The 22,770-nt window shown below is 71.8% G+C and carries 20 protein-coding genes and 1 riboswitch; of the genes, 14 read left to right on the forward strand and 6 right to left on the reverse strand.

Annotation, left to right across the window (positions count from 1 at the left end; all coding sequences use genetic code 11):
* Window positions 1-405: 405 nt before the first annotated feature.
* The 4 genes from AC2XR2_RS32990 to AC2XR2_RS33005 all read left to right on the forward strand — a co-directional run bounded on the left by AC2XR2_RS32990 (window position 406) and on the right by AC2XR2_RS33005 (window position 5,233).
* Window positions 406-1,806: a M16 family metallopeptidase gene (locus AC2XR2_RS32990; protein WP_381302287.1), complete on the forward strand. Its 1,401-nt coding sequence runs from the start codon at window positions 406-408 to the stop codon at window positions 1,804-1,806.
* Window positions 1,803-3,191: a M16 family metallopeptidase gene (locus AC2XR2_RS32995; protein ID WP_330263968.1), complete on the forward strand. Its 1,389-nt coding sequence runs from the start codon at window positions 1,803-1,805 to the stop codon at window positions 3,189-3,191. The genes AC2XR2_RS32990 and AC2XR2_RS32995 overlap by 4 nt, the downstream gene beginning before the upstream one ends.
* Window positions 3,192-3,400: 209 nt before the next feature.
* Window positions 3,401-3,563, forward strand: a riboswitch (cyclic di-AMP (ydaO/yuaA leader).
* Window positions 3,564-3,576: 13 nt separating this feature from the next.
* Window positions 3,577-4,338 (forward strand): M23 family metallopeptidase, encoded by a 762-nt coding sequence (locus AC2XR2_RS33000; protein ID WP_330263967.1) that lies wholly within the window; start codon window positions 3,577-3,579, stop codon window positions 4,336-4,338.
* 199 nt (window positions 4,339-4,537) lie between these two features.
* A complete protein-coding gene (locus AC2XR2_RS33005; RefSeq protein ID WP_391198334.1) occupies window positions 4,538-5,233 on the forward strand; it encodes a GntR family transcriptional regulator in 696 nt (231 codons plus the stop codon).
* Window positions 5,234-5,369: 136 nt separating this feature from the next.
* Here AC2XR2_RS33005 and AC2XR2_RS33010 read toward each other — a convergent pair whose 3' ends face one another.
* The gene (locus AC2XR2_RS33010) at window positions 5,370-5,651 is read right to left on the reverse strand and encodes an HPr family phosphocarrier protein (RefSeq protein ID WP_381302289.1); all 282 of its coding nucleotides are present in this window, start codon (window positions 5,649-5,651) and stop codon (window positions 5,370-5,372) included.
* 196 nt (window positions 5,652-5,847) lie between these two features.
* Here AC2XR2_RS33010 and AC2XR2_RS33015 point away from each other — a divergent pair, with 196 nt between their 5' ends.
* The 4 genes from AC2XR2_RS33015 to AC2XR2_RS33030 are packed head-to-tail and all read left to right on the forward strand — an operon-like array spanning window position 5,848 to window position 11,220.
* Window positions 5,848-8,685: a bifunctional acetate--CoA ligase family protein/GNAT family N-acetyltransferase gene (locus AC2XR2_RS33015; protein ID WP_491517024.1), complete on the forward strand. Its 2,838-nt coding sequence runs from the start codon at window positions 5,848-5,850 to the stop codon at window positions 8,683-8,685.
* Window positions 8,686-8,727: 42 nt separating this feature from the next.
* Window positions 8,728-9,324, forward strand: a complete 597-nt coding sequence (locus tag AC2XR2_RS33020; RefSeq protein ID WP_079069891.1) for a DUF5998 family protein — start codon at window positions 8,728-8,730, stop codon at window positions 9,322-9,324.
* Window positions 9,324-10,520: an alkaline phosphatase family protein gene (locus AC2XR2_RS33025; protein ID WP_491517025.1), complete on the forward strand. Its 1,197-nt coding sequence runs from the start codon at window positions 9,324-9,326 to the stop codon at window positions 10,518-10,520. Before AC2XR2_RS33020 ends, AC2XR2_RS33025 begins: the two co-directional genes overlap by 1 nt.
* A gap of 40 nt (window positions 10,521-10,560) precedes the next feature.
* Window positions 10,561-11,220 (forward strand): thymidine kinase, encoded by a 660-nt coding sequence (locus tag AC2XR2_RS33030; protein ID WP_330263963.1) that lies wholly within the window; start codon window positions 10,561-10,563, stop codon window positions 11,218-11,220.
* 48 nt (window positions 11,221-11,268) lie between these two features.
* On the opposite strand, the gene AC2XR2_RS33035 is transcribed toward AC2XR2_RS33030, so the two are convergent.
* Window positions 11,269-12,060: a VOC family protein gene (locus AC2XR2_RS33035; RefSeq protein WP_381302292.1), complete on the reverse strand. Its 792-nt coding sequence runs from the start codon at window positions 12,058-12,060 to the stop codon at window positions 11,269-11,271.
* Window positions 12,061-12,358: 298 nt separating this feature from the next.
* Here AC2XR2_RS33035 and AC2XR2_RS33040 point away from each other — a divergent pair, with 298 nt between their 5' ends.
* On the forward strand, window positions 12,359-13,216 hold the full coding sequence (locus AC2XR2_RS33040) for a sulfurtransferase (protein WP_491517026.1): 858 nt from the start codon (window positions 12,359-12,361) through the stop codon (window positions 13,214-13,216).
* 157 nt (window positions 13,217-13,373) lie between these two features.
* Here AC2XR2_RS33040 and sepH read toward each other — a convergent pair whose 3' ends face one another.
* The 3 genes from sepH to AC2XR2_RS33055 all read right to left on the reverse strand — a co-directional run bounded on the left by sepH (window position 13,374) and on the right by AC2XR2_RS33055 (window position 17,347).
* Window positions 13,374-14,399: a septation protein SepH gene (sepH, locus tag AC2XR2_RS33045; protein ID WP_330263960.1), complete on the reverse strand. Its 1,026-nt coding sequence runs from the start codon at window positions 14,397-14,399 to the stop codon at window positions 13,374-13,376.
* Window positions 14,400-14,829: 430 nt separating this feature from the next.
* Window positions 14,830-16,149, reverse strand: a complete 1,320-nt coding sequence (locus AC2XR2_RS33050) for a D-arabinono-1,4-lactone oxidase (RefSeq protein WP_381302294.1) — start codon at window positions 16,147-16,149, stop codon at window positions 14,830-14,832.
* Window positions 16,109-17,347, reverse strand: coding sequence for an MFS transporter (locus AC2XR2_RS33055; RefSeq protein ID WP_381302295.1), 1,239 nt, complete (start codon window positions 17,345-17,347; stop codon window positions 16,109-16,111). The genes AC2XR2_RS33050 and AC2XR2_RS33055 overlap by 41 nt, the downstream gene beginning before the upstream one ends.
* A gap of 175 nt (window positions 17,348-17,522) precedes the next feature.
* On the opposite strand from AC2XR2_RS33055, the gene AC2XR2_RS33060 reads away from it, so the two are divergent.
* A complete protein-coding gene (locus tag AC2XR2_RS33060) occupies window positions 17,523-18,650 on the forward strand; it encodes a ferrochelatase (RefSeq protein ID WP_491517027.1) in 1,128 nt (375 codons plus the stop codon).
* Between the two features lie 8 nt (window positions 18,651-18,658).
* The gene (locus AC2XR2_RS33065; protein ID WP_491517028.1) at window positions 18,659-19,474 is read left to right on the forward strand and encodes an inositol monophosphatase family protein; all 816 of its coding nucleotides are present in this window, start codon (window positions 18,659-18,661) and stop codon (window positions 19,472-19,474) included.
* Window positions 19,475-19,585: 111 nt separating this feature from the next.
* On the opposite strand, the gene AC2XR2_RS33070 is transcribed toward AC2XR2_RS33065, so the two are convergent.
* Complete coding sequence (locus AC2XR2_RS33070; protein ID WP_330263955.1) at window positions 19,586-19,750, reverse strand: hypothetical protein; 165 nt, start codon at window positions 19,748-19,750, stop codon at window positions 19,586-19,588.
* A 415-nt stretch (window positions 19,751-20,165) separates the two neighbouring features.
* Here AC2XR2_RS33070 and AC2XR2_RS33075 point away from each other — a divergent pair, with 415 nt between their 5' ends.
* The 3 genes from AC2XR2_RS33075 (at window position 20,166) to AC2XR2_RS33085 (ending at window position 22,766) form a co-directional block, all read left to right on the forward strand.
* Window positions 20,166-20,819, forward strand: a complete 654-nt coding sequence (locus AC2XR2_RS33075) for a response regulator transcription factor (RefSeq protein ID WP_030605557.1) — start codon at window positions 20,166-20,168, stop codon at window positions 20,817-20,819.
* Window positions 20,820-20,825: 6 nt separating this feature from the next.
* A complete protein-coding gene (locus AC2XR2_RS33080) occupies window positions 20,826-22,064 on the forward strand; it encodes a sensor histidine kinase (protein ID WP_381302298.1) in 1,239 nt (412 codons plus the stop codon).
* Window positions 22,065-22,469: 405 nt separating this feature from the next.
* On the forward strand, window positions 22,470-22,766 hold the full coding sequence (locus tag AC2XR2_RS33085; RefSeq protein ID WP_005481602.1) for a DUF4193 domain-containing protein: 297 nt from the start codon (window positions 22,470-22,472) through the stop codon (window positions 22,764-22,766).
* The last annotated feature ends 4 nt before the right edge of the window (window positions 22,767-22,770 follow it).

A 22,770-nucleotide genomic window follows, 5' to 3' on the forward strand; every position in this document is an offset into this window, starting at 1 on the left:
TGGTCGCTCGCCTACGGGTCGCTCACATCGGCCCTTTGGCTCACTCTTGCTGAAGCGTGAACAGGATCTGACGCGGACCATTGTGGACCGCGGCACTGACAGTCCGGGCCAGGACCCGGCTCAGCCGCTCGGCCGACGACCATCACGCCGCCCGGCCGACCGCCGTCACGCCGCCTGACCCGACGACCGTCACGCCGCCCGGCCGACGATCACCGGGCCGCCGGCCCGGCGACCGCGCAGCGCCCTGCTCACGGTTGCCCGCAGGCTACGCGATCCGCTGTGGGCGTACGCGCCCCGGGAACTTCACCGAGGGTCCGCACGCTTGCATACAGTGGCAGGACCGGCAGGAAAACAGCTCCACGAACCGCGGTTTCCACGACCGCGACCGCGATCGAAGGGACGTACATGCCCATGGGTCACACGGCCACAGACCAGGCAGGCACCGGGGGCCTGACAGCGACCGAGCACCGCCTGGCCAACGGGCTGCGCGTGGTGCTCTCCGAGGACCACCTGACCCCGGTCGCGGCGGTGTGCCTCTGGTACGACGTCGGTTCGCGCCACGAGGTCAAGGGGCGTACCGGCCTTGCTCACCTCTTCGAGCACCTGATGTTCCAGGGTTCGAAGCAGGTGCACGGCAACGGGCACTTCGAGCTCGTCCAGGGCGCCGGCGGCTCGCTCAACGGCACCACCAGCTTCGAGCGCACCAACTACTTCGAGACCATGCCGACCCACCAGCTGGAACTCGCCCTCTGGCTGGAGGCCGACCGCATGGGCTCCCTGCTGGCCGCCCTCGACGACGAGTCGATGGAGAACCAGCGCGACGTCGTCAAGAACGAACGCAGGCAGCGCTACGACAACGTCCCCTACGGCACCGCGTTCGAGAAGCTGACCGCGCTCGCCTACCCGGAGGGCCACCCCTACCACCACACCCCGATCGGTTCCATGGCCGACCTGGACGCGGCCACCCTGGAGGACGCCCGCGCGTTCTTCCGCACCTACTACGCGCCCAACAACGCCGTCCTGTCGGTCGTCGGCGACATCGACCCGGAGCAGACGCTCGCCTGGGTCGAGAAGTACTTCGGCTCCATCCCCTCCCACGACGGCAAGCAGCCCCCGCGCGACGGCACCCTGCCCGACATCATCGGCGAGCAGCTGCGCGAGGTCGTCGAGGAGGAGGTCCCCGCGCGCGCGTTGATGGCCGCCTACCGGCTGCCGCACGACGGCACCCGCGAGGCGGACGCCGCCGACCTCGCCCTGACCGTCCTGGGCGGCGGCGAGTCCTCCCGCCTCTACAACCGGCTGGTACGGCGCGACCGTACGGCCGTCGCGGCCGGCTTCGGCCTGCTGCGGCTGGCCGGTGCGCCCTCCCTGGGCTGGCTGGACGTGAAGACCTCCGGTGACGTCGAGGTGCCGGTCATCGAGGCCGCCATCGACGAGGAGCTCGCCCGGTTCGCCGCGGAGGGCCCCACCGCCGAGGAGATGGAGCGCGCCCAGGCACAGTTGGAGCGCGAGTGGCTGGACCGGCTCGGCACCGTCGCGGGCCGCGCCGACGAACTGTGCCGCTACGCCGTCCTGTTCGGCGACCCGCAGCTCGCCCTGACCGCCGTGCAGCGCGTCCTGGACGTGAGCGCGGAGGAGGTGCAGGCGGTCGCCAAGGCCAAGCTGCGCCCCGACAACCGCGCGGTGCTCGTCTACGAGCCCACCGCCCCGGCCGAGATCGCCGACAGTGCCGAGGACGCCTCCGAGGACCCGGAGGCCGCGGCGACCGTAGAAGCCACCGACGAGAACGAGGAGGCGGCCAAGTGACCGAGCTCGCCGCGATGGAATTCCACCCGCAGCCGCAGGCGGGCGAGCCCAAGGTCTGGGCCTTCCCCGCCCCCGAGCGAGGGACGCTCGACAACGGCCTGACCCTCCTGCGCTGCCACCGCCCCGGCCAGCAGGTCGTCGCCGTCGAGGTGCTCCTGGACGCGCCCCTGGACGCCGAACCGGCCGGCCTGGACGGCGTTGCCACGATCATGGCGCGTGCCTTCTCCGAGGGCACCGACAAGCACTCCGCCGAGGAGTTCGCCGCCGAGCTGGAGCGCTGCGGCGCCACCCTCGACGCACACGCCGACCACCCGGGCGTCCGCCTCAGCCTCGAAGTGCCCGCCTCCCGGCTGGCCAAGGCGCTCGGTCTGCTGGCCGACGCCCTCAGGGCGCCCGCGTTCGCGGACAGCGAGGTCGAGCGGCTCGTCACCAACCGCCTGGACGAGATCCCGCACGAGCTGGCCAACCCCTCGCGCCGCGCCGCCAAGGAGCTCTCCCGGGAGCTCTTCCCGGCGGACTCGCGCATGTCGCGCCCGCGCCAGGGCACCGAGGAGACCGTCGAGAACATCGACTCCGCTGCCGTACGCGCCTTCTACGAGAAGCACGTGCGCCCCGCCACCGCGACCGCCGTGGTCGTCGGCGACCTCACCGGCATCGACCTGGACGCGCTGCTCGCCGACACTCTCGGCTCCTGGACCGGTTCCCAGGCCCAGCCGCGCCCGGTGCCGCCGGTGACCGCCGACGACACCGGACGGGTCGTCATCGTGGACCGCCCCGGCGCCGTGCAGACGCAGCTGCTGATCGGCCGTATCGGCGCCGACCGGCACGCACGCGTGTGGCCCGCGCAGGTGCTCGGCACGTACTGCCTCGGCGGCACCCTCACCTCCCGCCTGGACCGCGTCCTGCGCGAGGAGAAGGGCTACACCTACGGCGTACGGGCGTTCGGGCAGGTCCTCAGGTCCGCGCCGGACGGCTCGGGCGCCGCGATGCTCGCCATCAGCGGCTCGGTCGACACCCCCAACACCGGTCCCGCCCTGGACGACCTGTGGAAGGTGCTGCGCACGCTCGCCGAGGGCGGTCTCACCGACGCCGAGCGCGATGTCGCCGTACAGAACCTCGTGGGTGTGGCGCCGCTCAAGTACGAGACCGCGGCGGCCGTCGCGAGCACGCTGGCCGACCAGGTCGAGCAGCACCTGCCGGACGACTACCAGGCGACGCTGTACCAGCAGCTCGCCGCGACCGGCACCGTCGAGGCCACCGCGGCCGTCGTGAACGCCTTCCCGGTGGACCGGCTGGTGACGGTCCTGGTCGGCGACGCGGCCGCCATCAAGGAGCCCGTCGAGGCGCTCGGCATCGGCGAAGTCAAGGTCGTGACGGCCGAGTAGAGGAAGCGCGATCTAGGGGCCCTGGTGACGGAAGCGTCACCAGGGCCCTTTCGACACCCAGGTCTCTTAGATGTCCGAATTGGGGCGGAGGTTGCCTGTCTGCCCTGTGGGATGCGCTACAAAAACCGTGATCGGTTTGGGGATTGAAAGTTGCCCCGCTTAGCGTCCTCTGGGCTGTCCGTCAGGCACCGAGCCGCGTCCGCGGCACCGGACAGTCATCGCCGAGTCCCCGTACGGCGCGAGCCAGGGGAGCCGGGGACCCACCACACGTCCCTGGGGTGAATCGGGCGCCCGCGCACCGCGAGGGGGCCCGTAGGAGACCTTCCTGCTCCGAACCCGTCAGCTAACCCGGTAGGCGAGAAGGAAGGAAAGGACCAGCCACCACATGGCGTTCACCTGCGCCACCGGGAAGCACCGTCGTCCCAGCCGCATGAAGCGCACCACCGCCCGCGCCGCGGGCGTCGCCGCCCTCGCCACCACCGGCGTCATCGGCACCATCGCCGCCCCGGCGCTCGCCGCCGACAACTCCGTCAGCTCCGTCGAGCAGAGCGGCCTCATGCCCGTCGTCAGCACCGGCGAGTCGCTCGCCGCGCAGATCGACGCCCAGGCCGTGGCCCAGGAGCAGGCCGCCGCGCAGAAGAAGGCGGCCGCCGAGGCCAAGCGCAAGGCCGAGGCCAGGGCCAAGGAGATACGCGAGGCCAAGGAGCGCGCCGCCCGCGAGGCCGAGCGCAAGCGCCTCAACGCCTTCGTCGCCCCGATCTCCGGCTCCTACATCTCCACCGGCTACAAGAGCGGCGGCTCCCTGTGGTCGTCCGGCAGCCACACCGGTGTCGACTTCCACGCCGCCAGCGGCACCTCCGTGCACGCGGTCGGCCGCGGCACCGTCGTGGAGGCCGGCTGGGGAGGGTCGTACGGCAACAACATCGTGATCAGGATGGCCGACGGCACGTACACCCAGTACGGCCACCTGTCGTCCATAGGCGTCTCGGTCGGCCAGTCCGTCACCCCCGGCCAGCAGATCGGCCTGTCCGGCGCGACCGGCAACGTCACCGGGCCGCACCTGCACTTCGAGGCGCGCACCAGCCCCGAGTACGGCTCGGACATCGACCCCGTCGCCTACCTGCGCTCGCACGGCGTCAACGTCTGACGCCCCCGGCGCGACTCCCGCGCGATCCCCACGAGGCCCCGGCTCCCGCGAGCCGGGGTTTCGTCGTTTCCGCCGCCGTGTTGTCCAAAAAATATCCCCGGATTCCGGCCCGCCGTCGGAAATTCCCGCGGATTGCAATAGAGTCACTGAACACACGTCAATCGGCGACGTTTCACGGGGATTAAGACGGAGGTCGGACATGCGTATTCCGGCGCACTCGGTATGCACGGCGATCCGGGACGACATCGTCGCCGGTGTCCACGAGCGCGGCAGCCGGCTCACCGAGGAACTGCTCGCCCGTCGCTACGGCGTCTCCCGCGTCCCCGTCCGGGAGGCCCTGCGCACCCTGGAGGCCGAGGGCTTCGTCGTGACCCGGCGGCACGCGGGCGCGTGCGTCGCCGAACCCACCGAGCAGGAGGGCGCGGACCTCCTGGAGATGCGCATGCTCCTCGAGCCGCTCGGCGCCTCCCGGGCCGCCCAGCGGCGCACCGAGGCCCATCTGAAGGTGCTGCGCGGCCTGGTCCGGCTGGGCCAGGAGCGGGCCAGGCGGGGCAACAGCGAGGATCTGCGCTCCCTGGGGAGCTGGTTCCACGAGACGCTGGCCCAGGCCGCCGGCAGCCCCGCGATGACGTCGATACTGACCCAGTTGCGGCACAAGATCGCCTGGATGTACATCGTGGACGCGCCCGCCGACCCGGTGGAGTCCTGGGCGGAGCACGGCGCGATCGTGGACGCGGTGGCGCGCGGGGACGGCGAGCGCGCGCGGGCGATCACGGCCCTGCACACCGAGCGCTCGAGCGCGGCGCACCGGCCGCGGTTCACCTCGGGGGCGGATCGCGCCGACCGTGTGAGGACCTCGCAACATCCTGTAAACGTGACGGGTCTGCGGCATTAACACGGGCGCCGTATACAAAGAGGGGGCAATTCGTGGGGCAGTAATTCTGCTGCCCGTGAAAGGGAAATGCGAAGGGCCCGCCCGATAATTCGGACGAGCCCTTCGACTGTTTTTACCGCGCTGTGCCCCGGAGAACTCAGACGGTCTCGGGAAGCTCCTCGAGTCCCTCGGCGACCAGCTTCGCGAGCCGGTCGAGGGCCGCGTCCGCGCCCTCGGCGTCGGAGGCGAGGACGACCTCCTCGCCGCCCTGGGCGCCGAGGCCCAGAACGCCCAGCATGGAGGCCGCGTTGACGGGGGTGCCGTCGGCCTTGGCGATCGTGACCGGGATACCTGCGGCCGTGGCGGCCCGGACGAAGATGGAAGCGGGGCGGGCGTGGAGGCCCTCGGCCCAGCCGACGTTGACGCGGCGCTCAGCCATGTGATGCTGCCCTTCGGTGTTCAGGGTTGTCTAGACCAGTTTCCCACACGTGAAACGTCTCCGGACAGGACCGGAGTCCTCCCGGGGTGAGTCGTCGGACCGCGGCCTCGGCCCGACATCCGTCCTCGCGCTCTCGCGCGCGTTCTCCACAGACTGCCTCGCGCCGTTGTCGTACGCGAGCCGTACTCTGGGGCCCATGCAGAGCGCGTCGGACCGGCACGAGTACCCCGCCCACTGGGAGGCCGACGTAGTGCTGCGCGACGGCGGCACCGCGCGCATCAGGCCCATCACCGTCGACGACGCCGATCGCCTGGTCAGCTTCTATGAGCAGGTCTCGGACGAGTCGAAGTACTACCGCTTCTTCGCGCCCTACCCGCGCCTGTCCGCCAAGGACGTCCACCGCTTCACGCACCACGACTTTGTGGACCGGGTGGGACTCGCCGCCACGGTCGGCGGCGAGTTCATCGCCACCGTACGCTACGACCGCATCGGCGACGATGGCATGCCTGCCTCCGCCCCCGCCGACGAGGCCGAGGTCGCCTTCCTCGTCCAGGACGCCCACCAGGGCCGCGGCGTGGCCTCCGCCCTCCTCGAACACATCGGCGCCGTCGCCCGCGAGCGCGGCATCCGGCGCTTCGCCGCCGAGGTGCTGCCCGCCAACGTCAAGATGATCAAGGTGTTCACCGACGCCGGGTACACCCAGAAGCGCAGCTTCGAGGACGGCGTCGTACGCCTGGAGTTCGACCTGGAGCCCACCGACCGCTCGCTCGCCGTGCAGTACGCGCGCGAGCAGCGCGCCGAGTCCCGGTCGGTGCAGCGGCTGCTCGCCCCCGGCTCCGTCGCCGTCGTCGGCGTCGGCCGCACCCCCGGCGGTGTGGGCCGCAGCGTGCTCGCCAACATCCGGGACTACGGCTTCGAAGGCCCGCTGTACGCCGTGAACAAGGCGTTCCCGGAGGAGCAGAAGGAGGTCGACGGGGTTCCCGCGCACCGCTCGGTGCGCGACATCGACAGCCCCGTCGACCTCGCGGTCGTCGCCGTACCGGCCGAGCACGTCCCCGAGGCCGTCGCCGAGTGCGGGGCACACGGCGTGCAGGGGCTCGTCGTGCTGTCCGCCGGGTACGCCGAGAGCGGCCCCGAGGGACGCGAGCGCCAGCGTGAACTCGTCCGGCACGCACGCGCGTACGGCATGCGGATCATCGGCCCGAACGCCTTCGGGATCATCAACACCTCCCCGGACGTCCGGCTGAACGCGTCCCTGGCCCCCGAGACCCCCCGCCCCGGCCGGATCGGCCTGTTCGCCCAGTCCGGCGCCATCGGCATCGCCCTGCTCTCCCGGCTGCACCGCCGCGGCGGCGGGGTCACCGGCGTCACCGGCGTCTCCACCTTCGTCTCCTCCGGCAACCGCGCGGACGTCTCCGGCAACGACGTCCTGCAGTACTGGTACGACGACCCGGACACCGACGTCGTCCTCATGTACCTGGAGTCCATCGGCAACCCCCGCAAGTTCACCCGCCTCGCCCGGCGTACGGCGGCGGCGAAGCCCCTGGTCGTCGTGCAGGGGGCGGGATCGGCCCCGCAGGGCCACGCCGTGCGCGCCACCCGCCTGCCGCACGCCACGGTGTCCGCGCTGTTGAGGCAGGCCGGCGTGATCCGCGTGGACACCATCACCGAACTCGTCGACACCGGCCTGCTGCTGGCCCGTCAGCCGCTGCCCACCGGGCCCAGGGTGGCGATCCTCGGCAACTCCGAGTCGCTCGGCCTGCTCACCTACGACGCCTGCGTGGCCGAGGGCCTCAAGCCGACGCCCCCGCTGGACCTGACCACGGCGGCCGCGCCGGAGGACTTCCACGCGGCCCTCGCGCGCGCGTTGGCCGACGACGCCTGCGACGCGGTGATCGTGACGGCGATCCCCGCGGTCGGCCAGGGATCCGTCGGCGACGCCGCGCTCGCCGAGGCCCTCAGGTCCGCCGCCGAGCAGGTCCCCGGCAAGCCGGTCCTCGTGGTGCACGTCGAACTCGGCGGCCTCGCCCAGGCCCTGTCCGCGGCGACCAGCACCGCACCCCAGGCCGCCGCGGGCCCGCCGACGATCCGCGCCGACCACCCCTTCCGTGCCCTGGACCGGCTCCAGGCCGCACCGGCCCCCGTCCGGCCGCCCGTCCCCGAGACCTCCGACCGTCTCATCCCGGCCTACCCCGCCGCCGAGCGCGCGGTGCGGTCCCTGGCCGACGTGGTGGAGTACGCCCAGTGGCGCCGGGAAGCGGCCGAACCCGGCAAGGTGCCCGACTACGAGAACATCGACGAGAAGGGCGCGGCCACCCTCATCGACGGCCTCCTCACGCGCGGGCAGGGCCTCACCCTCGGCGCCGACGAGACCTGCGAGCTGCTCGGCAGGTACGGCATAGAGGTGCACCGCGCCCTGCCCCCCCCCACCCCCGACGCGGCCGCGGAGGCCGCCCGCACCCTTGGCTACCCGGTCGCCCTGAAGGCCACCGCCCCGCACCTGCGCCACCGCGCCGACCTCGGTGGCGTACGCCTCGACCTCGCCGACGAGGAGCAGCTGCGGCGGGCGTACGCCGAGCTGACCGAGCTGTTCGGCCCGCCCGACGAACTGCGGCCCGTGGTGCAGGGGATGGCCCCGCGCGGGGTGGACACCGTGATCCGGGCCGTCATCGACCCCGCCGCCGGTGCCGTCCTGTCCTTCGGGCTCGCGGGGGCCGCCTCGCAGCTGCTGGGCGACACCGCGCACCGGCTGATTCCGGTCACCGACCGGGAGGCGACGACCCTGGTCCGCTCGATCCGGACGGCCCCGCTCCTCTTCGGTTGGCGCGGCTCCACACCCGTGGACACACCCGCCCTCGAGGAGCTGCTGCTGCGGGTGTCCCGGCTGGTCGACGACCATCCCGAGGTCGTGGCGGTCACGCTGGAGCCGGTCGTCGTCGCTCCGCGTGGCCTGAGCGTCCTCGGCGCCTCCGTACGGCTCGCGCCGCCGCCCGCCCGCGACGACCTCGGCCCGCGGACACTCCCCACGTACTGAGCTGCGGCGAGCGGTGCCTCGCAGTCAGTGCGCCCCCGTAGGATGGACGTCATGGCCAAGACCAGTACGACGACCCAGGGGCTGCGGGCGGCGATCGAACGCAGCGGCTACTACCCGGCCCTCGTGGCCGAGGCGGTGGAGGCCGCCGTGGGCGGTGAGCCCATCCGGTCGTACCTGGTCCACCAGGAGACGACGTTCGACCAGAACGAGGTGCGGCGGCACGTGACCGTGCTCGTCCTCACCGGCAACCGCTTCATCGTCAGCCACACCGACGAGCAGGCCGCGGACAGCACGTCCCCGACGCCCTACGCCACCACCTCCACGGAGTCCGTCAAGCTCGGCCGGATCTCGTCGGTCGTGGTCAGCCGGGTCGTCGCCAACCCCGAGCAGTACCAGCCGGGCACCCTGCCCCGCGAGGTCGTGCTGACCATCGGCTGGGGCGCGGTCTCCCGCATCGACCTGGAGCCCGCCGCCTGCGGCGACCCCAACTGCGAGGCGGACCACGGCTACACCGGCAGCTCCACGGCCGACGACCTCAGCCTGCGCGTCAGCGAGGCCGGGGACGGCCCGGACACCGTGCGCCAGGCGCTCGCCTTCGCGCAGGCCATCTCCGAGGCGACCGCGGACGTCACCCGCTGATGGCACAGCCGGCCGCCTGGGACCACCCCGAACCCCTCGCCCTCGACACCGCGCCCGTCCCCGAGTACGGCTCCGGCTCCCTCGCCGACCTGCTGCCCACCCTCGCCGCCGGCATGGCCGTACCGGACATGACCGCCACGATCACCGAGCTCACCCCCGCCGACCGGAACTGCGTGTTCCTGATCGACGGTCTGGGCTGGGAGCAGCTGAAGGCGCACCCGGACGAGGCGCCCTTCATGACCTCGCTGCTCAGCAGCTCGCGCGGCGGCACCGGCCGCCCCCTGACCACCGGTTACCCGGCGACCACCGCGACCTCCCTCGCCTCCGTCGGCACCGGCCGGCCGCCGGGCGCCCACGGCCTGCCCGGCTACACCGTGCGCAACCCGGCCACCGGCGAGCTGATGAACCAGCTGCGCTGGCAGCCGTGGACCAAGCCCGGGGCCTGGCAGCCGTACCCCACCGTCTTCCAACTCGCCCACCAGGCAGGGGTGCACGCGGCCCAGGTCTCCTCGCCCACCTTCCAGAACACCCCGCTGACCAAGGTCGCGCTCAGCGGCGGGACCTTCCACGGGCGGCTGTCCGGCGAGGAGCGCGTGGACCTCGCGGCCGAGCAACTGGCCGCCGGTGACCGCTCGTTGGTGTACACGTACTACGCCGAGGTGGACGGCGCGGGCCACCGCTTCGGCGTCGACTCCGACACCTGGCGCGGCCAGTTGATGTACGTCGACCGCCTGGTCCAGCGCCTCGCCGAGCAACTCCCGTCGAACAGCGCGCTGTACGTCACCGCCGACCACGGCATGGTCGACATCCCCTTCGACGAGCAGCACCGCATCGACTTCGACGAGGACTGGGAGCTGCGCGCCGGGGTCGCCCTGCTGGGCGGCGAGGGCCGGGCCCGCCATGTGTACGCGGTGCCGGGCGCCGCCGGCGACGTGCTGACCTGCTGGCGCGAGGTCCTCGGCGAGCAGTTCTGGGTCGCCTCACGCGACGAGGCCATCGCGGCGGGCTGGTTCGGACCGCCGGACCGCGTCGACGAGCGGGTGTACGAGCGGATCGGTGACGTGGTCGCCGCCGCCCGCGACGACGTCCTGCTCATCGCCTCCGAGCGGGAGCCGAAGGAGTCGGCGATGGTCGGCAACCACGGTTCGATGACCCCCGCCGAACAACTCGTCCCGCTGCTCGAAGTACGCTCCTGACGCCCCTGTCCTCCTCCCACCGAAAGGTGCTCGACTCGCCATGCCCGAGCTGGTGTTCTTCTCCGGAACCATGGACTGCGGGAAGTCCACGCTGGCTCTCCAGATCGAGCACAACCGCTCGGCACGCGGCCTGACGGGCATGATCTTCACCCGGGACGACCGGGCCGGCGAGGGCAAACTCTCCTCGCGGCTCGGCCTGGTCACCGACGCGGTGGAGGTCGAGGACGGTCAGGACCTGTACGCCTACCTCGTCGACCACCTCTCCCGCGGCGGCGTCGCGGACTACGTGATCGCGGACGAGGCGCAGTTCCTCGCGCCGGAGCAGATCGACCAGCTCGCCCGCGTGGTCGACGACCTGGACCTCGACGTCTACGCCTTCGGCATCACCACCGACTTCCGCTCCAAGCTGTTCCCCGGCTCCCAGCGCCTGGTGGAACTCGCCGACCGGGTCGAGGTCCTCCAGGTGGAGGCCCTGTGCTGGTGCGGCGCCCGGGCCACCCACAACGCCCGTACCGTCAACGGCGAGATGGTCGTCGAGGGCGCCCAGGTGGTCGTCGGCGACGTCAACCAGTCCGACGACATCGGCTACGAGGTCCTGTGCCGCCGGCACCACCGCCGCCGTATGACCGCGGGTACGGCCCGCGCGGCCGCCCTGTCCCCGGACGTCCTGCCGGTCGAGCAGACCGCCGCGCACGCCTGACCGAGGGCCGCAGCCCGGTGCCGGGCCTCGAACGTCCGGCCGGGGGCTTCAGCGTGGGTTCTCGATCAGTGAGAACCGCGCCCCCTCCGGGTCCGCCACCGTGGCCACGCGTCCGTGCGGGCTGTCGTGGGGCGGGCGCAGGACGTGCCCTCCGAGGTCCACGAGGAGACGGGTCGCCGCGTCGGCGTCGGACACCTCGAAGTACGTCATCCAGTGCGGACCCCGGTCGCGGGGGAGGGCGTGGCCGACGCCGTGGAGGCCGGCCACCGGGCGGCCGCCGGCGTGGAGGGTGACGTAGTCGAAGTCGGCGGAGACCACCGGCTCTCCCTCGAGACCGAACACCGTCTCGTAGAACTTGGTGACGCTCACCGTCTCGAAGGTGAGCAGCTCGTGCCAGGCAGGGGTGCCCGGTACGCCCGCGACGGACGTGCCGAGATGCGCGGCCGCCTGCCACACGCCGAAGACGGCGCCGGACGGGTCGGAGCCGATCACCAGCCGGCCGGCGTCCCCGGCGTCCAGTGGTCCCACCCCCACCGTGCCGCCGCACAGCCGTACCGTCTCGGCCGTCAGGTCGATGTCCTCCGAGGCGAGATAGGGCGTCCACGCGACCGGAAGATGCCGGTCGGGCGGCAACTGGCCGATCCCGGCGACCTCCTGGCCGTCCAGCAGGGCCCGGACATAGGGCCCGAGCTGCTGCGGTCCCGGTACGAACTCCCAGCCGAACAGGGCTCCGTAGAACTCCTGGGTGGCGGCCATCCCGTGCACCATCAGACTCACCCAGCAGGGCGTACCGGGCGTGTGCCGAGCGGGCCGGGCTGCCGGCTCCCTTGCCTCGGTCATCGTCACTCTCTCCTCGGCCCCTCGTGGGGACCGTGTCGTGTCCGCTGTCCGGACCTCCGTGCCGATGCTCGCACCACCCGCGGTGCCGCGCGCTCCGGGCGCGCCGCCGCACGGCACCCCCGTGCCCCGAGGGTGCCTGTCGCGCGGCTGCCCGTCCATGGCCGGGCGATGGCCGAGGGACGGCGATCGGCTGTACAGCATGTGCCCGTTCCCGTACGCCTCGTGATCGGGCCTGCTCGGCCGAGCAGAGTAGCCGGACATGGACGACGCGGCCACCCCGTGCGCGAGGATGGTGGCCATGAACGCCATCATCTCCGCATCCGAACTCGCGAGCGATCTGGCGGGCCCGAAGCCGCCCGTCCTGCTCGACGTCCGCTGGCAGTTGAGCGTGGCCAAGGCGGCCGGCGAGCCGCCTTTCGACGGCCGTGCCGAGTACGCGGCCGGGCACATCCCGGGCGCCGTCTACGTCGACCTGGACCGGGAGCTGGCCGGCCCGGCCGGCAGCGGCGGACGGCACCCGCTGCCCGACCTCGCGCAGTTCGGCGCCGCCATGCGCCGCGCGGGCGTCTCCGCGGACCGACCGGTGGTCGTGTACGACGGCGGACAGGGCTGGGCGGCCGCCCGCGCGTGGTGGCTGCTGCGCTGGACGGGTCACCCGGACGTGCGAGTCCTTGACGGCGGGTTGACGTCCTGGGAGGGCCCGCTCCAGTCCTCGGTGCCGGGCCCCGCGCTCGCCGAGGGCGACTTCGAGCCGGTGCCCGCGGCGGCCGGTCTGCTCGACGCCGACGAGGCCGCGGCACTCGCCCGCGCGGGTGTGCTGCTGGACGCGCGCGCGGGGGAGCGGTACCGCGGCGAGGTGGAGCCCATCGACCGGGTCGGCGGCCACATCCCGGGCGCCCGGTCCGCTCCCACCACGGACAACGTCGGCCCGGACGGCCGCTTCCTGCCCGCGGAGGAGCTGCGCGCCCGCTTCAAGTCCCTCGGCGCCGGCGACGACACCGAGGTCGGTGTCTACTGCGGCTCCGGCGTCTCCGGCGCCCACGAGGTGCTGGCCCTGGCGGTCGCGGGCATCCCGGCGGCCCTGTACGTCGGTTCCTGGTCGGAGTGGTCCTCGGACCCGGAGCGCCCGGTCGCGGTGGGCCCGGATCCGCAGTAGGCATCCGGCGGATCACGCTCACGGCAGATCCCGGCAGGCATGCTGCGGATCCCTGGTGGGCACGACGGATCCCCGGTGGGCACGACGGATCCCGAGCACGCACTCAGCAGAAGGGCCCGCCTCTGCCCGAGGCGGGCCCTCACAGCCGTAGAACCGGCTACTCCTGCTTCTTCCGCCGGGTGCCGAACACGATCTCGTCCCAGCTCGGGACCGCCGCTCTACGGCCCGGCCGGACGCCGTCGGCCTCGGCCTGGCGGTCGGTCGCGCCGATGAGGCGGTCGCGGTGGCTGGCCACCGAGCGGGGCATGAGGACGTCCGCGTAGGCGGAACCCGCCGAGGCCGCGGGAGCCGGGGGCTCCTCCGCCTCGGGCTCCGGGTCGGGCTCCTCGACGGTCGCCGTCTCGGACGGCCGCTCGGGTACGACCATGTCGCCCCGGAAGCTCGGCACCGCCTCCAACAGGCTGGTCAGCGAGTCCCGTTCGGCGACGGCCTCCTCGACGGGCTCGGCCGGGGGCAGGCTCGGCCGGTCGAGGGCGCGGTCCAGCGGCCGGTCGCGCGGCAGCCGGGCGATCCGCGGCACGAACGGGAAGCTCGGCTCCGGCGCGCCCAGGTCCTCGGACTCGCCGATCAGCGAGCGGGCCTCCTCGTCGACGGCCTGGACGAGCCGCCGGGGCGGGTCGTAGGTCCAGCTCGCCGAGTGCGGTTCGCCCGCGACGCAGTAGACCAGCAGCACTTCCCAGGTGCCGTCGTCACGGCGCCAGGAGTCCCACTGGACGGTGTCCTTCTCGGCGCCGCGCAGCAACAGCCGCTCCTGCACGGCCTCGCCGAGCTGCGGACCCGCGTTCTCGCCGGGCCGGCGGACCGGGGTCTTGCGGGCTCGTTCGGCCATGAAGGCGCGCTCGGCGAGCACGGGGCCCTCGAAGCGCCGTACACGGTCTACGGGGATACCTGCGAGCTGGGCTACCTCTTCCGCGGTGGCACCCGCGCGTATACGCGCCTGGATGTCGCGGGGACGGAGATGGCTTTCGACCTCGATCTCGATCTGACCGAGGCGGGGACGGTCGCCGCGCACCGCAGCGCGCAGCCGCTCGTCGATCGGAAGCGTGTACTCCGTTGAGTCGGCAGCCTTCAGCACCAGCCGTGTGCCGTCATTGGAGACGGCCACGACACGCAGTTCGGGCATGGGGACCTCCCGGGTGGTGCCTGCCGACGTCACGTGCGTCGCTGCTTCCGCTAGTCGAGTGTGGCCTGCCCGGGTGCAGCCTGCCACAACCTTGCCGAGTTGCCCGGCGTGTCGGGCACGGGCCCTGGATCGCCGTTATGGCACGGTTACCTATTCGCAACGCTAAGTGACCAACTCCGTCACCCTGTGCAACTAGCCCCCTCCCGGCCGCCCTTGAAGGCCACGGACGCCCTGGCGGGAGCCCGGACCCAGGGCTCGCAACAGTACTCCATTTGGGCCACGTGCGTGGATTGGCGCGCCACTCAACTTCGTTCAAGAAGTGATGTCCGGCCGCCTGTTGAGCGGTTCGGGGATCTTGAACGTGGCGCACTTCACGCAATGTCCAGAAACGGAACGGCCGCTGGGTCCCGCTGCGAGCCCGCCAGCTCCGCTACGGCCCCAACACCCTGCGCAGGTAGTCGTTCTGGAAGCGGCGGTCGGGGTCGAGCCGGTCACGGAGCGCGGTGAACTCGCCGAAGCGCGGGTAGACGCCATGGAAGTACTCGGCGTCGCGCGTGTGCACCTTGCCCCAGTGCGGGCGCCCCTCGTGCGCCGTGAAGATCCGCTCCGCGGCCGTGAAGTACGCCTGGTAGGGCGTCCCCTTGACCATGTGGACGGCGATGTACGCGGTGTCCCGGCCGGACGCGGTGGACAGCGTGATGTCGTCCGCGGGCGCGGTGCGCACCTCCACGGGGAAGCTGACCCTGAGGCCCGAGCGGTCCACCGCGGCCTTCAGTTCCCGCAGGGTCTCGACGACGGCCTCGCGCGGGACGGCGTACTCCATCTCCACGAACCGCACCCGGCGGGGCGACGTGAAGACCTTGTACGGGATGTCGGTGTAGGTCCGCGCGGACAGCGCCTTGCTGGAGATCCGGGCGATCGAGGGAATCGTGCCCGGCGCGGCGCGGCCCACCCACTGCGCCACCTGGAAGACGCCGTTGGAGAGGAACTCGTCCTCGATCCAGCCCTTCAGCTGCGGCACCGGCTGCTCGGGGCCCGCGCTGCGGTTGTTGCGCTTGGTGTTGGTGGAGCCGGTGTGCGGGAACCAGTAGAACTCGAAGTGTTCGTTCTCGGCCCAGAGTTCGTCGAAGGCGCTGGTGACCTTGTCGAAGCTCATCGGCTCCTCGCGGGCGGTGAGCAAAAAGATCGGCTCCACGGCGAAGGTGATCGCGGTGACGATGCCGAGCGCGCCCAGGCCGATCCGCGCGGCCGCGAAGACCTCGGGGTTCTCCTTCTCGGAGCAGCTGAGCACCGACCCGTCGGCCGTGACCAGCTCGAGTCCCCTGATCTGGGCGGCTATCGAGCCCGACTCGCGGCCGGTGCCGTGGGTGCCGGTGCTGGTGGCCCCGGAGACCGTCTGCTCCATGATGTCGCCCATGTTGGTGAGCGAGAGCCCCTCGCGCGCGAGAGCCATGTTGAGCCTCTTGAGCGGAGTGCCGGCCTCCACCGTGACGGTCATGGCGTCCCGGTCAATGTTGCGGATACCGGTCAACAGTTGAGGGCGGATCAACACACCGTCGGTCGCCGCGATGGACGTGAAGGAGTGCCCGGTGCCGACGGCCTTCACCTTCAGACCGTCCTCGGCGGCCTTCCGCACGGCAGCCGCCAGCTCGTCGACCGAGGCGGGCGTGACCTCCCGCGCGGGACGGGCGGTGACATTGCCGCCCCAGTTACGCCACGTGCCGTTCTTCCCGCTCGCTGCCGTGCTCAACGGTGCCTCCCCGACGTGGAGCCGGCCTGCTGAGCCGGCGGTACCCCAGGAAACCGACCGCGACCGCGACGGCCCCGGCGACCGCCGGAACCCCGTACCCGGCGCGCGCACCGGCCGCGTCGATCACCCAGCCGGCCACCGAGGAGCCGAGCGCGACCCCCACCGCGAGCCCGGTGCTGATCCAGGTCATGCCCTCGGTCAGTTGCGCGCGTGGTACGTGCTGCTCGATCAGGGACATCGTCGTGATCATCGTGGGAGCGATGGACAGACCCGCTACGAACAGCGCCACGGCCAGAAACGGCAAGTTTCCGACCAGTAGGAGGGGGATCATACTCACGGCCATGGCGCATATGCCCAGCAGCCAGCGGCGCTCGGGCGCTCCCGGCAGGTGCAGCAACCCGAAGACGAGCCCCGCGACACACGAACCCGCCGCGTAGAGGGCGAGCACCACACTCGCGGCCCCCTTGTGACCCTGCTCGTCGGCGAAGGCCACGGTGACCACGTCCACCGCCCCGAAGATCGTGCCGGTCGCCACGAAGGTGGCCACCAGGACCTGGAGGCCCGGCGAGCGCAGCGCCGTACGGCCGCCGTCCTGCTCGCGCGGGTGCGGGGCCGGCTCGGTGGCCCGCTGCGCGGTCAGCCAGAAGACGCCGACCGCCAGGAAGCAGGCCGCGAGCAGCGGGCCCGCCTCAGGGAACCAGGCCGTGGAGAGCCCGATGGAGATGATCGGCCCGAAGATGAAGCAGACCTCGTCGACGACCGACTCGAAGGAGTAGGCCGTGTGCAGCTGCGGGGTGCCCCGGTACAGGGCCGCCCACCGCGCGCGGATCATCGCGCCGAGGCTCGGCACCGAGCCGATGCCGACGGCGCACACGAACAGCACCCAGTCCGGCCAGCCGAAGTGCGCGGCGAGCAGCATCCCCGCGGACGCCACGAGCGCGACGAGGGTCGCCGGGCGCAGCACCCGGCGCTGGCCGTGCAGGTCCACCAGCCGTGACACCTGCGGCCCGATCGCCGCGGCCGCCAGCGCGATGGTGGCCGACAGCGAGCCCGCGAGCCCGTACCTGCCGGTGAGCTGGGAGATCATCGTGACCACGCCGATGCCCATCATCGACAGCGGCATCCGGCCGACGAACCCCGCGGCGGAGAAGCCCTTGGAGCCGGGGGCGGCGAACAGGGCGCGGTAGGGGCTGGGCACGGAGGTCTCCGGTCGGACAAGGGGCAGCTGGCGGGCGGCCGCGACGTAAGGCGTCAACGCGGCCCATACAGCTTACGAGTGAGGTGACCCTAACGCACCCGTCCGAACGGGCCGGGAACCCGGGTGGTCACCCCGCCGTTTCCCGGCTGTCAGTACCGGATGACAGGATCGACCCATGCGAGACGCGCTCGACGCCACCCCCTACGACGCCCTGCTCCTGCTCTCGTTCGGAGGCCCCGAGGGCCCGGACGACGTGGTCCCGTTCCTGGAGAACGTGACGCGCGGGCGAGGCATCCCCAAGGAACGCCTCAAGGAAGTCGGGCAGCACTACTTCCTGTTCGGCGGGGTCAGCCCGATCAACGACCAGAACCGCGCCCTGCTGGACGCCCTCCGCAAGGACTTCGCGGACCACGGCCTGGGCCTGCCGATCTACTGGGGCAACCGCAACTGGGCGCCCTACCTCACCGACACCCTGCGCGAGATGGTCGCCGACGGCCACCGCCGCGTCCTGGTCCTCGCCACCAGCGCCTACGCCTCCTACTCGGGCTGCCGCCAGTACCGCGAGAACCTCGCCGACTCGCTGGCCGCCCTGGAGGCCGAGGGCCTTCAGCCGCCGAGGATCGACAAGCTGCGGCACTACTTCAACCACCCCGGCTTCGTGGAGCCGATGGTCGACGGAGTGATCGAGTCCCTCGCCGAGCTCCCCGAGGAGGTCCGCGAGGGCGCCCACATCGCCTTCTCGACCCACTCGATCCCGACCGCGTCCGCGGACACCTCCGGCCCGGCCGAGAGCCACGGCGAGGGCGGCGCGTACGTCGCCCAGCACCTGGAGGTCGCCCGGCTGATCGCCGACGCGGTCCGTGAGCGCACCGGCGTCGACCACCCCTGGCAGCTCGTCTACCAGTCGCGCTCCGGCGCCCCGCACATCCCGTGGCTGGAGCCCGACATCTGCGACCACCTGGAGGAGCGGCACGCCTCCGGCGTCCCGGCCGTGGTGATCGCGCCCATCGGCTTCGTCTCCGACCACATGGAGGTCCTCTACGACCTCGACACCGAGGCCAAGGCCAAGGCCGAGGAGCTGGGCCTGCCGATGCGCCGGTCGGCGACCGTCGGCGCCGACCCGCGGTTCGCCGCCGCGATCCGCGACCTCGTCCTGGAGCGCGCCTCCGTGGAGCGCGGCCAGGAGGTCACCCCCTGCGCCCTGGGCGCCCTCGGGGCGAGCCACAACCTCTGCCCGGTCGGGTGCTGCCCCGCCCGTGCCCCCAAGCCCGCCGCCGCGGGCGCCGACAGCCCGTACGCGTGAGGAGCGCCGTGACCGACCCCCTGCACGCGGAACTGCTTCAGCTGGCCCAGGAGGCGGCCCGGCGCGCCGGCACCCTGCTGCGGGACGGCCGCCCGGCCGACCTCGAGGTCGCCAGGACCAAGTCCAGCCCCATCGACGTGGTGACCGAGATGGACATCGCGGCGGAGAAGCTGATCACCGACCTGATCTCCGAGCGTCGCCCGGACGACGGCTTCCTCGGCGAGGAAGGCGCGTCCACCGAGGGCACCAGCGGGATCCGCTGGGTGATCGACCCGCTCGACGGCACCGTCAACTACCTCTACGGACTGCCGACCTGGTCCGTCTCCATCGCGGCCGAGCAGGACGGCGAGACCGTCGTCGGGGTCGTCGCGGTGCCGATGCGCGGGGAGACGTACCACGCGGTCCGCGGCGCGGGCGCCTGGGCCAGCGGTGCCTGGGAGGGCGAGCGCAGGCTGACCTGCCGCCCGGCGCCGCTCCTGGAGCAGGCCCTGGTGTCGACGGGCTTCAACTACGTCAGCGAGGTCCGCGCGCACCAGGCCGAGGTGGCCGCGCGGCTGATCCCGCTGCTGCGTGACATCCGCCGCGGCGGATCGGCGGCGGTCGACCTGTGCGACCTGGCCGCGGGCCGCCTCGACGGCTACTACGAGCGGGGCCTGAACGCCTGGGACTACGGAGCCGGTGACCTCGTCGCCCGGGAGGCGGGCGCCCTGACCGGCGGACGCCCCGGAGAGCGCCCCAACCCGTCCCTCACGGTCGCAGGGACCCCGGGCGTCTTCGAGCCCCTCCAGCGGCTCCTGGAGGACTTCGGCGCCTGGCACGACTGAGGGGCGACCACCGTACGAACACGAGGTGAACGCGGCCGTACGCCGACGCAGCGGACCCCCGGCGCTGGATTCGCCGGGGGTCCGCTGTCGTGCCGCGAAGCCGATCAGACGCTAGGCGCCGACCTCCACACCGTGCTCGGCGGCGAGGCGGCGCAGGTCGTCGAGCTCGCCCTGCTCCACCTCGACGAGGAAGTCGTCGCCCTCGTTGCGAGCCCGCGTCAGGTCGGTCTCGGTCGCCCTTATGCGCTGCAGAAGTCCTGCGGTGAATGCGTCCATGCTGCGCCCCCTCGTCCTGGGTCGTGAGTCGGTGGCACGGGGGTGTGCCGTTCGGAAGGGGCGATCACGTCTCCTACGGGTGCCCAGCGCTGCCCTGCCGGGCGGCGACGGTGCCGGACACCCACGCCCGCTCTGGACAAACGGGAGCGCGTCGTGCCGCATGGTGGTACGGCACGTGCAGAGCGTGATCGCGGGGTGTAAAGCCGTCCTCCCCCCGCTCCTTCCGCCGGAAACCTCAACCACGCGAGAAAATCCCGCATTCCCGCTCTCACACCTGTCTTTCAGCTGCCCCTCATCCGCCTTACCGCCGACTTATGGCCGAAAAGGGCAGGATGGAGACCAACACTCACCCGAACTCCTGCCCGTGCGGTGCCCGAAGCGCGCTACGCGGGTGGACACAGGAAGGACAAGCGACGTGCGCGTACTCGTCGTCGAGGACGAGCAGCTGCTCGCCGATGCGGTGGCCACCGGACTGCGCCGGGAGGCCATGGCCGTCGACGTCGTGTACGACGGTGCGGCCGCCCTGGAGCGCATCGGCGTCAACGACTACGACGTGGTCGTCCTCGACCGCGACCTCCCCCTCGTCCACGGTGACGACGTCTGCCGCAAGATCGTCGAACTCGGCATGCCCACGCGCGTGTTGATGCTCACGGCCTCCGGTGACGTCAGCGACCGCGTCGAGGGCCTGGAGATCGGCGCCGACGACTACCTGCCGAAGCCCTTCGCGTTCAGCGAGCTGACGGCACGCGTGCGCGCCCTCGGCCGGCGCACCAGCGTGCCCCTGCCGCCGGTCCTGGAGCGTGCCGGGATCAAGCTCGACCCCAACCGCCGCGAGGTCTTCCGCGACGGCAAGGAGGTCCAGCTCGCGCCGAAGGAGTTCGCTGTCCTGGAGGTGCTGATGCGCTCCGAGGGCGCCGTCGTCTCCGCGGAGCAGCTCCTGGAGAAGGCGTGGGACGAGAACACCGACCCCTTCACCAACGTCGTGCGGGTGACCGTCATGACCCTGCGCCGCAAGCTGGGCGAACCCGCGGTGATCGTCACCGTCCCCGGCTCGGGCTACCGGATCTGATATCCCGTGGCTTCGACTCCCGCTCCTCCCCAGGCCCCTCCGAAACCCACCTGGGACCCCAGGCGGCCGGCCCCGCAGCTGCCCTGGCTGCGCCCGACCATCCGCATAAGGCTCACGCTGCTGTACGGCGGCATGTTCCTGATCGCGGGCATCCTGCTGCTGTCGATCATCTACCTGGTGGCCGCGCAGGCGCTGAACGTGGGCAGCAAACTGCCCTTCGAGATCACCTCGGGCAATGTCAGCAGCGAAATCTGCCGCAACCTGCCTGACAGCGGCACCTCCGAGGTCATGAACAAGGCCATCAACGCCTGCGTCAACGACCAGCGCCAACACGCCCTCGACGACCTCCTCAGCCGTTCCCTGCTGGCCCTGCTCGGCCTCGCGATCATCGCCTTCGCCTTCGGCTACGCGATGGCCGGCCGTGTCCTGTCGCCGCTGGGCCGGATCCTGCGCACCGCCCGCGCGGTGGCCGGCTCGGACCTCTCCCGCCGGATCGAGCTGGACGGCCCGGACGACGAGATCAAGGAACTGGCCGACACCTTCGACGACATGCTGGAACGCCTGGAGCGGGCCTTCACGGCCCAGCAGCGTTTCGTCGGCAACGCCTCGCACGAGCTGCGGACACCGCTGGCGATCAACCGCACGCTCCTGGAGGTGCACCTGTCCGATCCGGGCGCGCCGGTGGAGCTCCAGCAGCTCGGCAAGACCCTGCTGGCCACCAACGAGCGCAGTGAGCAGCTCGTGGAGGGCCTGCTGCTGCTCGCCCGCAGCGACAACCAGATCGTCGAGCGCAAGCCCGTGGACCTCGCCGAGGTCGCGGAGCAGGCGGTCGACCAGGTGCGCGGCGAGGCCGAGGCCAAGGGCGTGGCGATCCGCGGCGAGCAGAAGTCCGCGGTCGTCCAGGGCAACGGCGTCCTGCTGGAGCGCATCGCCCTGAACCTCGTACAGAACGCCGTGCGCTACAACGTGCCCGAGGACGGCTGGGTCGAGGTCACCACGGAGGTCCGGCACGGCCAGGCGGTGCTCACGGTCTCCAACACGGGCCCGGTGGTGCCGGCGTACGAGGTCGACAATCTCTTCGAGCCCTTCAAGCGGCTGCGCGGCGCCGACCGCACCGGCAGCGACAAGGGCGTCGGACTCGGCCTGTCCATCGTGCGGTCTGTGGCGCGGGCGCACGGCGGGCACATCACGGCTCAGCCGCGTGAAGGGGGTGGGCTCGTGATGCGAGTCGCCCTGCCGGTCTGAGATCATGGCCCCCGCACTGAGATCGACACTCGGGGATGTTCGCTTTGCGCGGAATTTTCTGGGCACCCGGCGGACTGTTCCGTGTGTGATCGATCACAAGGGAGATTTTCCGGCCATCTACTCTCAGTGATCATGCACCCTGTCGGAAAGCCGGGATAATCCGGGTTTTCAGGGGTCGTGATCACGGGAAGTACACGGTGAGACGCCTTTGAAGTGCGGGATTCGGACCGTGTACGGTCCCGATCGCCATCCAACCCGATCACTCAAGAGGAGTCCGGTTGGGTGTCGATTGAGTAACAGACCTTGATGTGAGGCAAAATCTCCGCCTCGGGTCGGGCACAAGTCCGGCCTCTCACGCGTTACGTGCGCTGGAGACACCGCAGACACCCAGAGGGGGAGAGCGACATGGCAACGGATTACGACACCCCACGCAAGACCGACGACGACGTCGACTCGGACAGCCTTGAAGAGCTCAAGGCCCGGAGGAACGACAAGTCGACGTCCGCCGTCGACGTGGACGAGTTCGAGGCCGCGGAAGGCCTGGAACTGCCCGGCGCAGACCTCTCCAACGAGGAGCTGGCCGTCCGGGTGCTGCCCAAGCAGCAGGACGAGTTCACCTGCATGAGCTGCTTCCTGGTGCACCACCGCAGCCAGCTGGCCCGCGAGAAGAACGGCCAGCCGATCTGCCGCGACTGCGACTGAGGGC

Source organism: Streptomyces sp. LS-MS-L19, assembly GCF_058382285.1.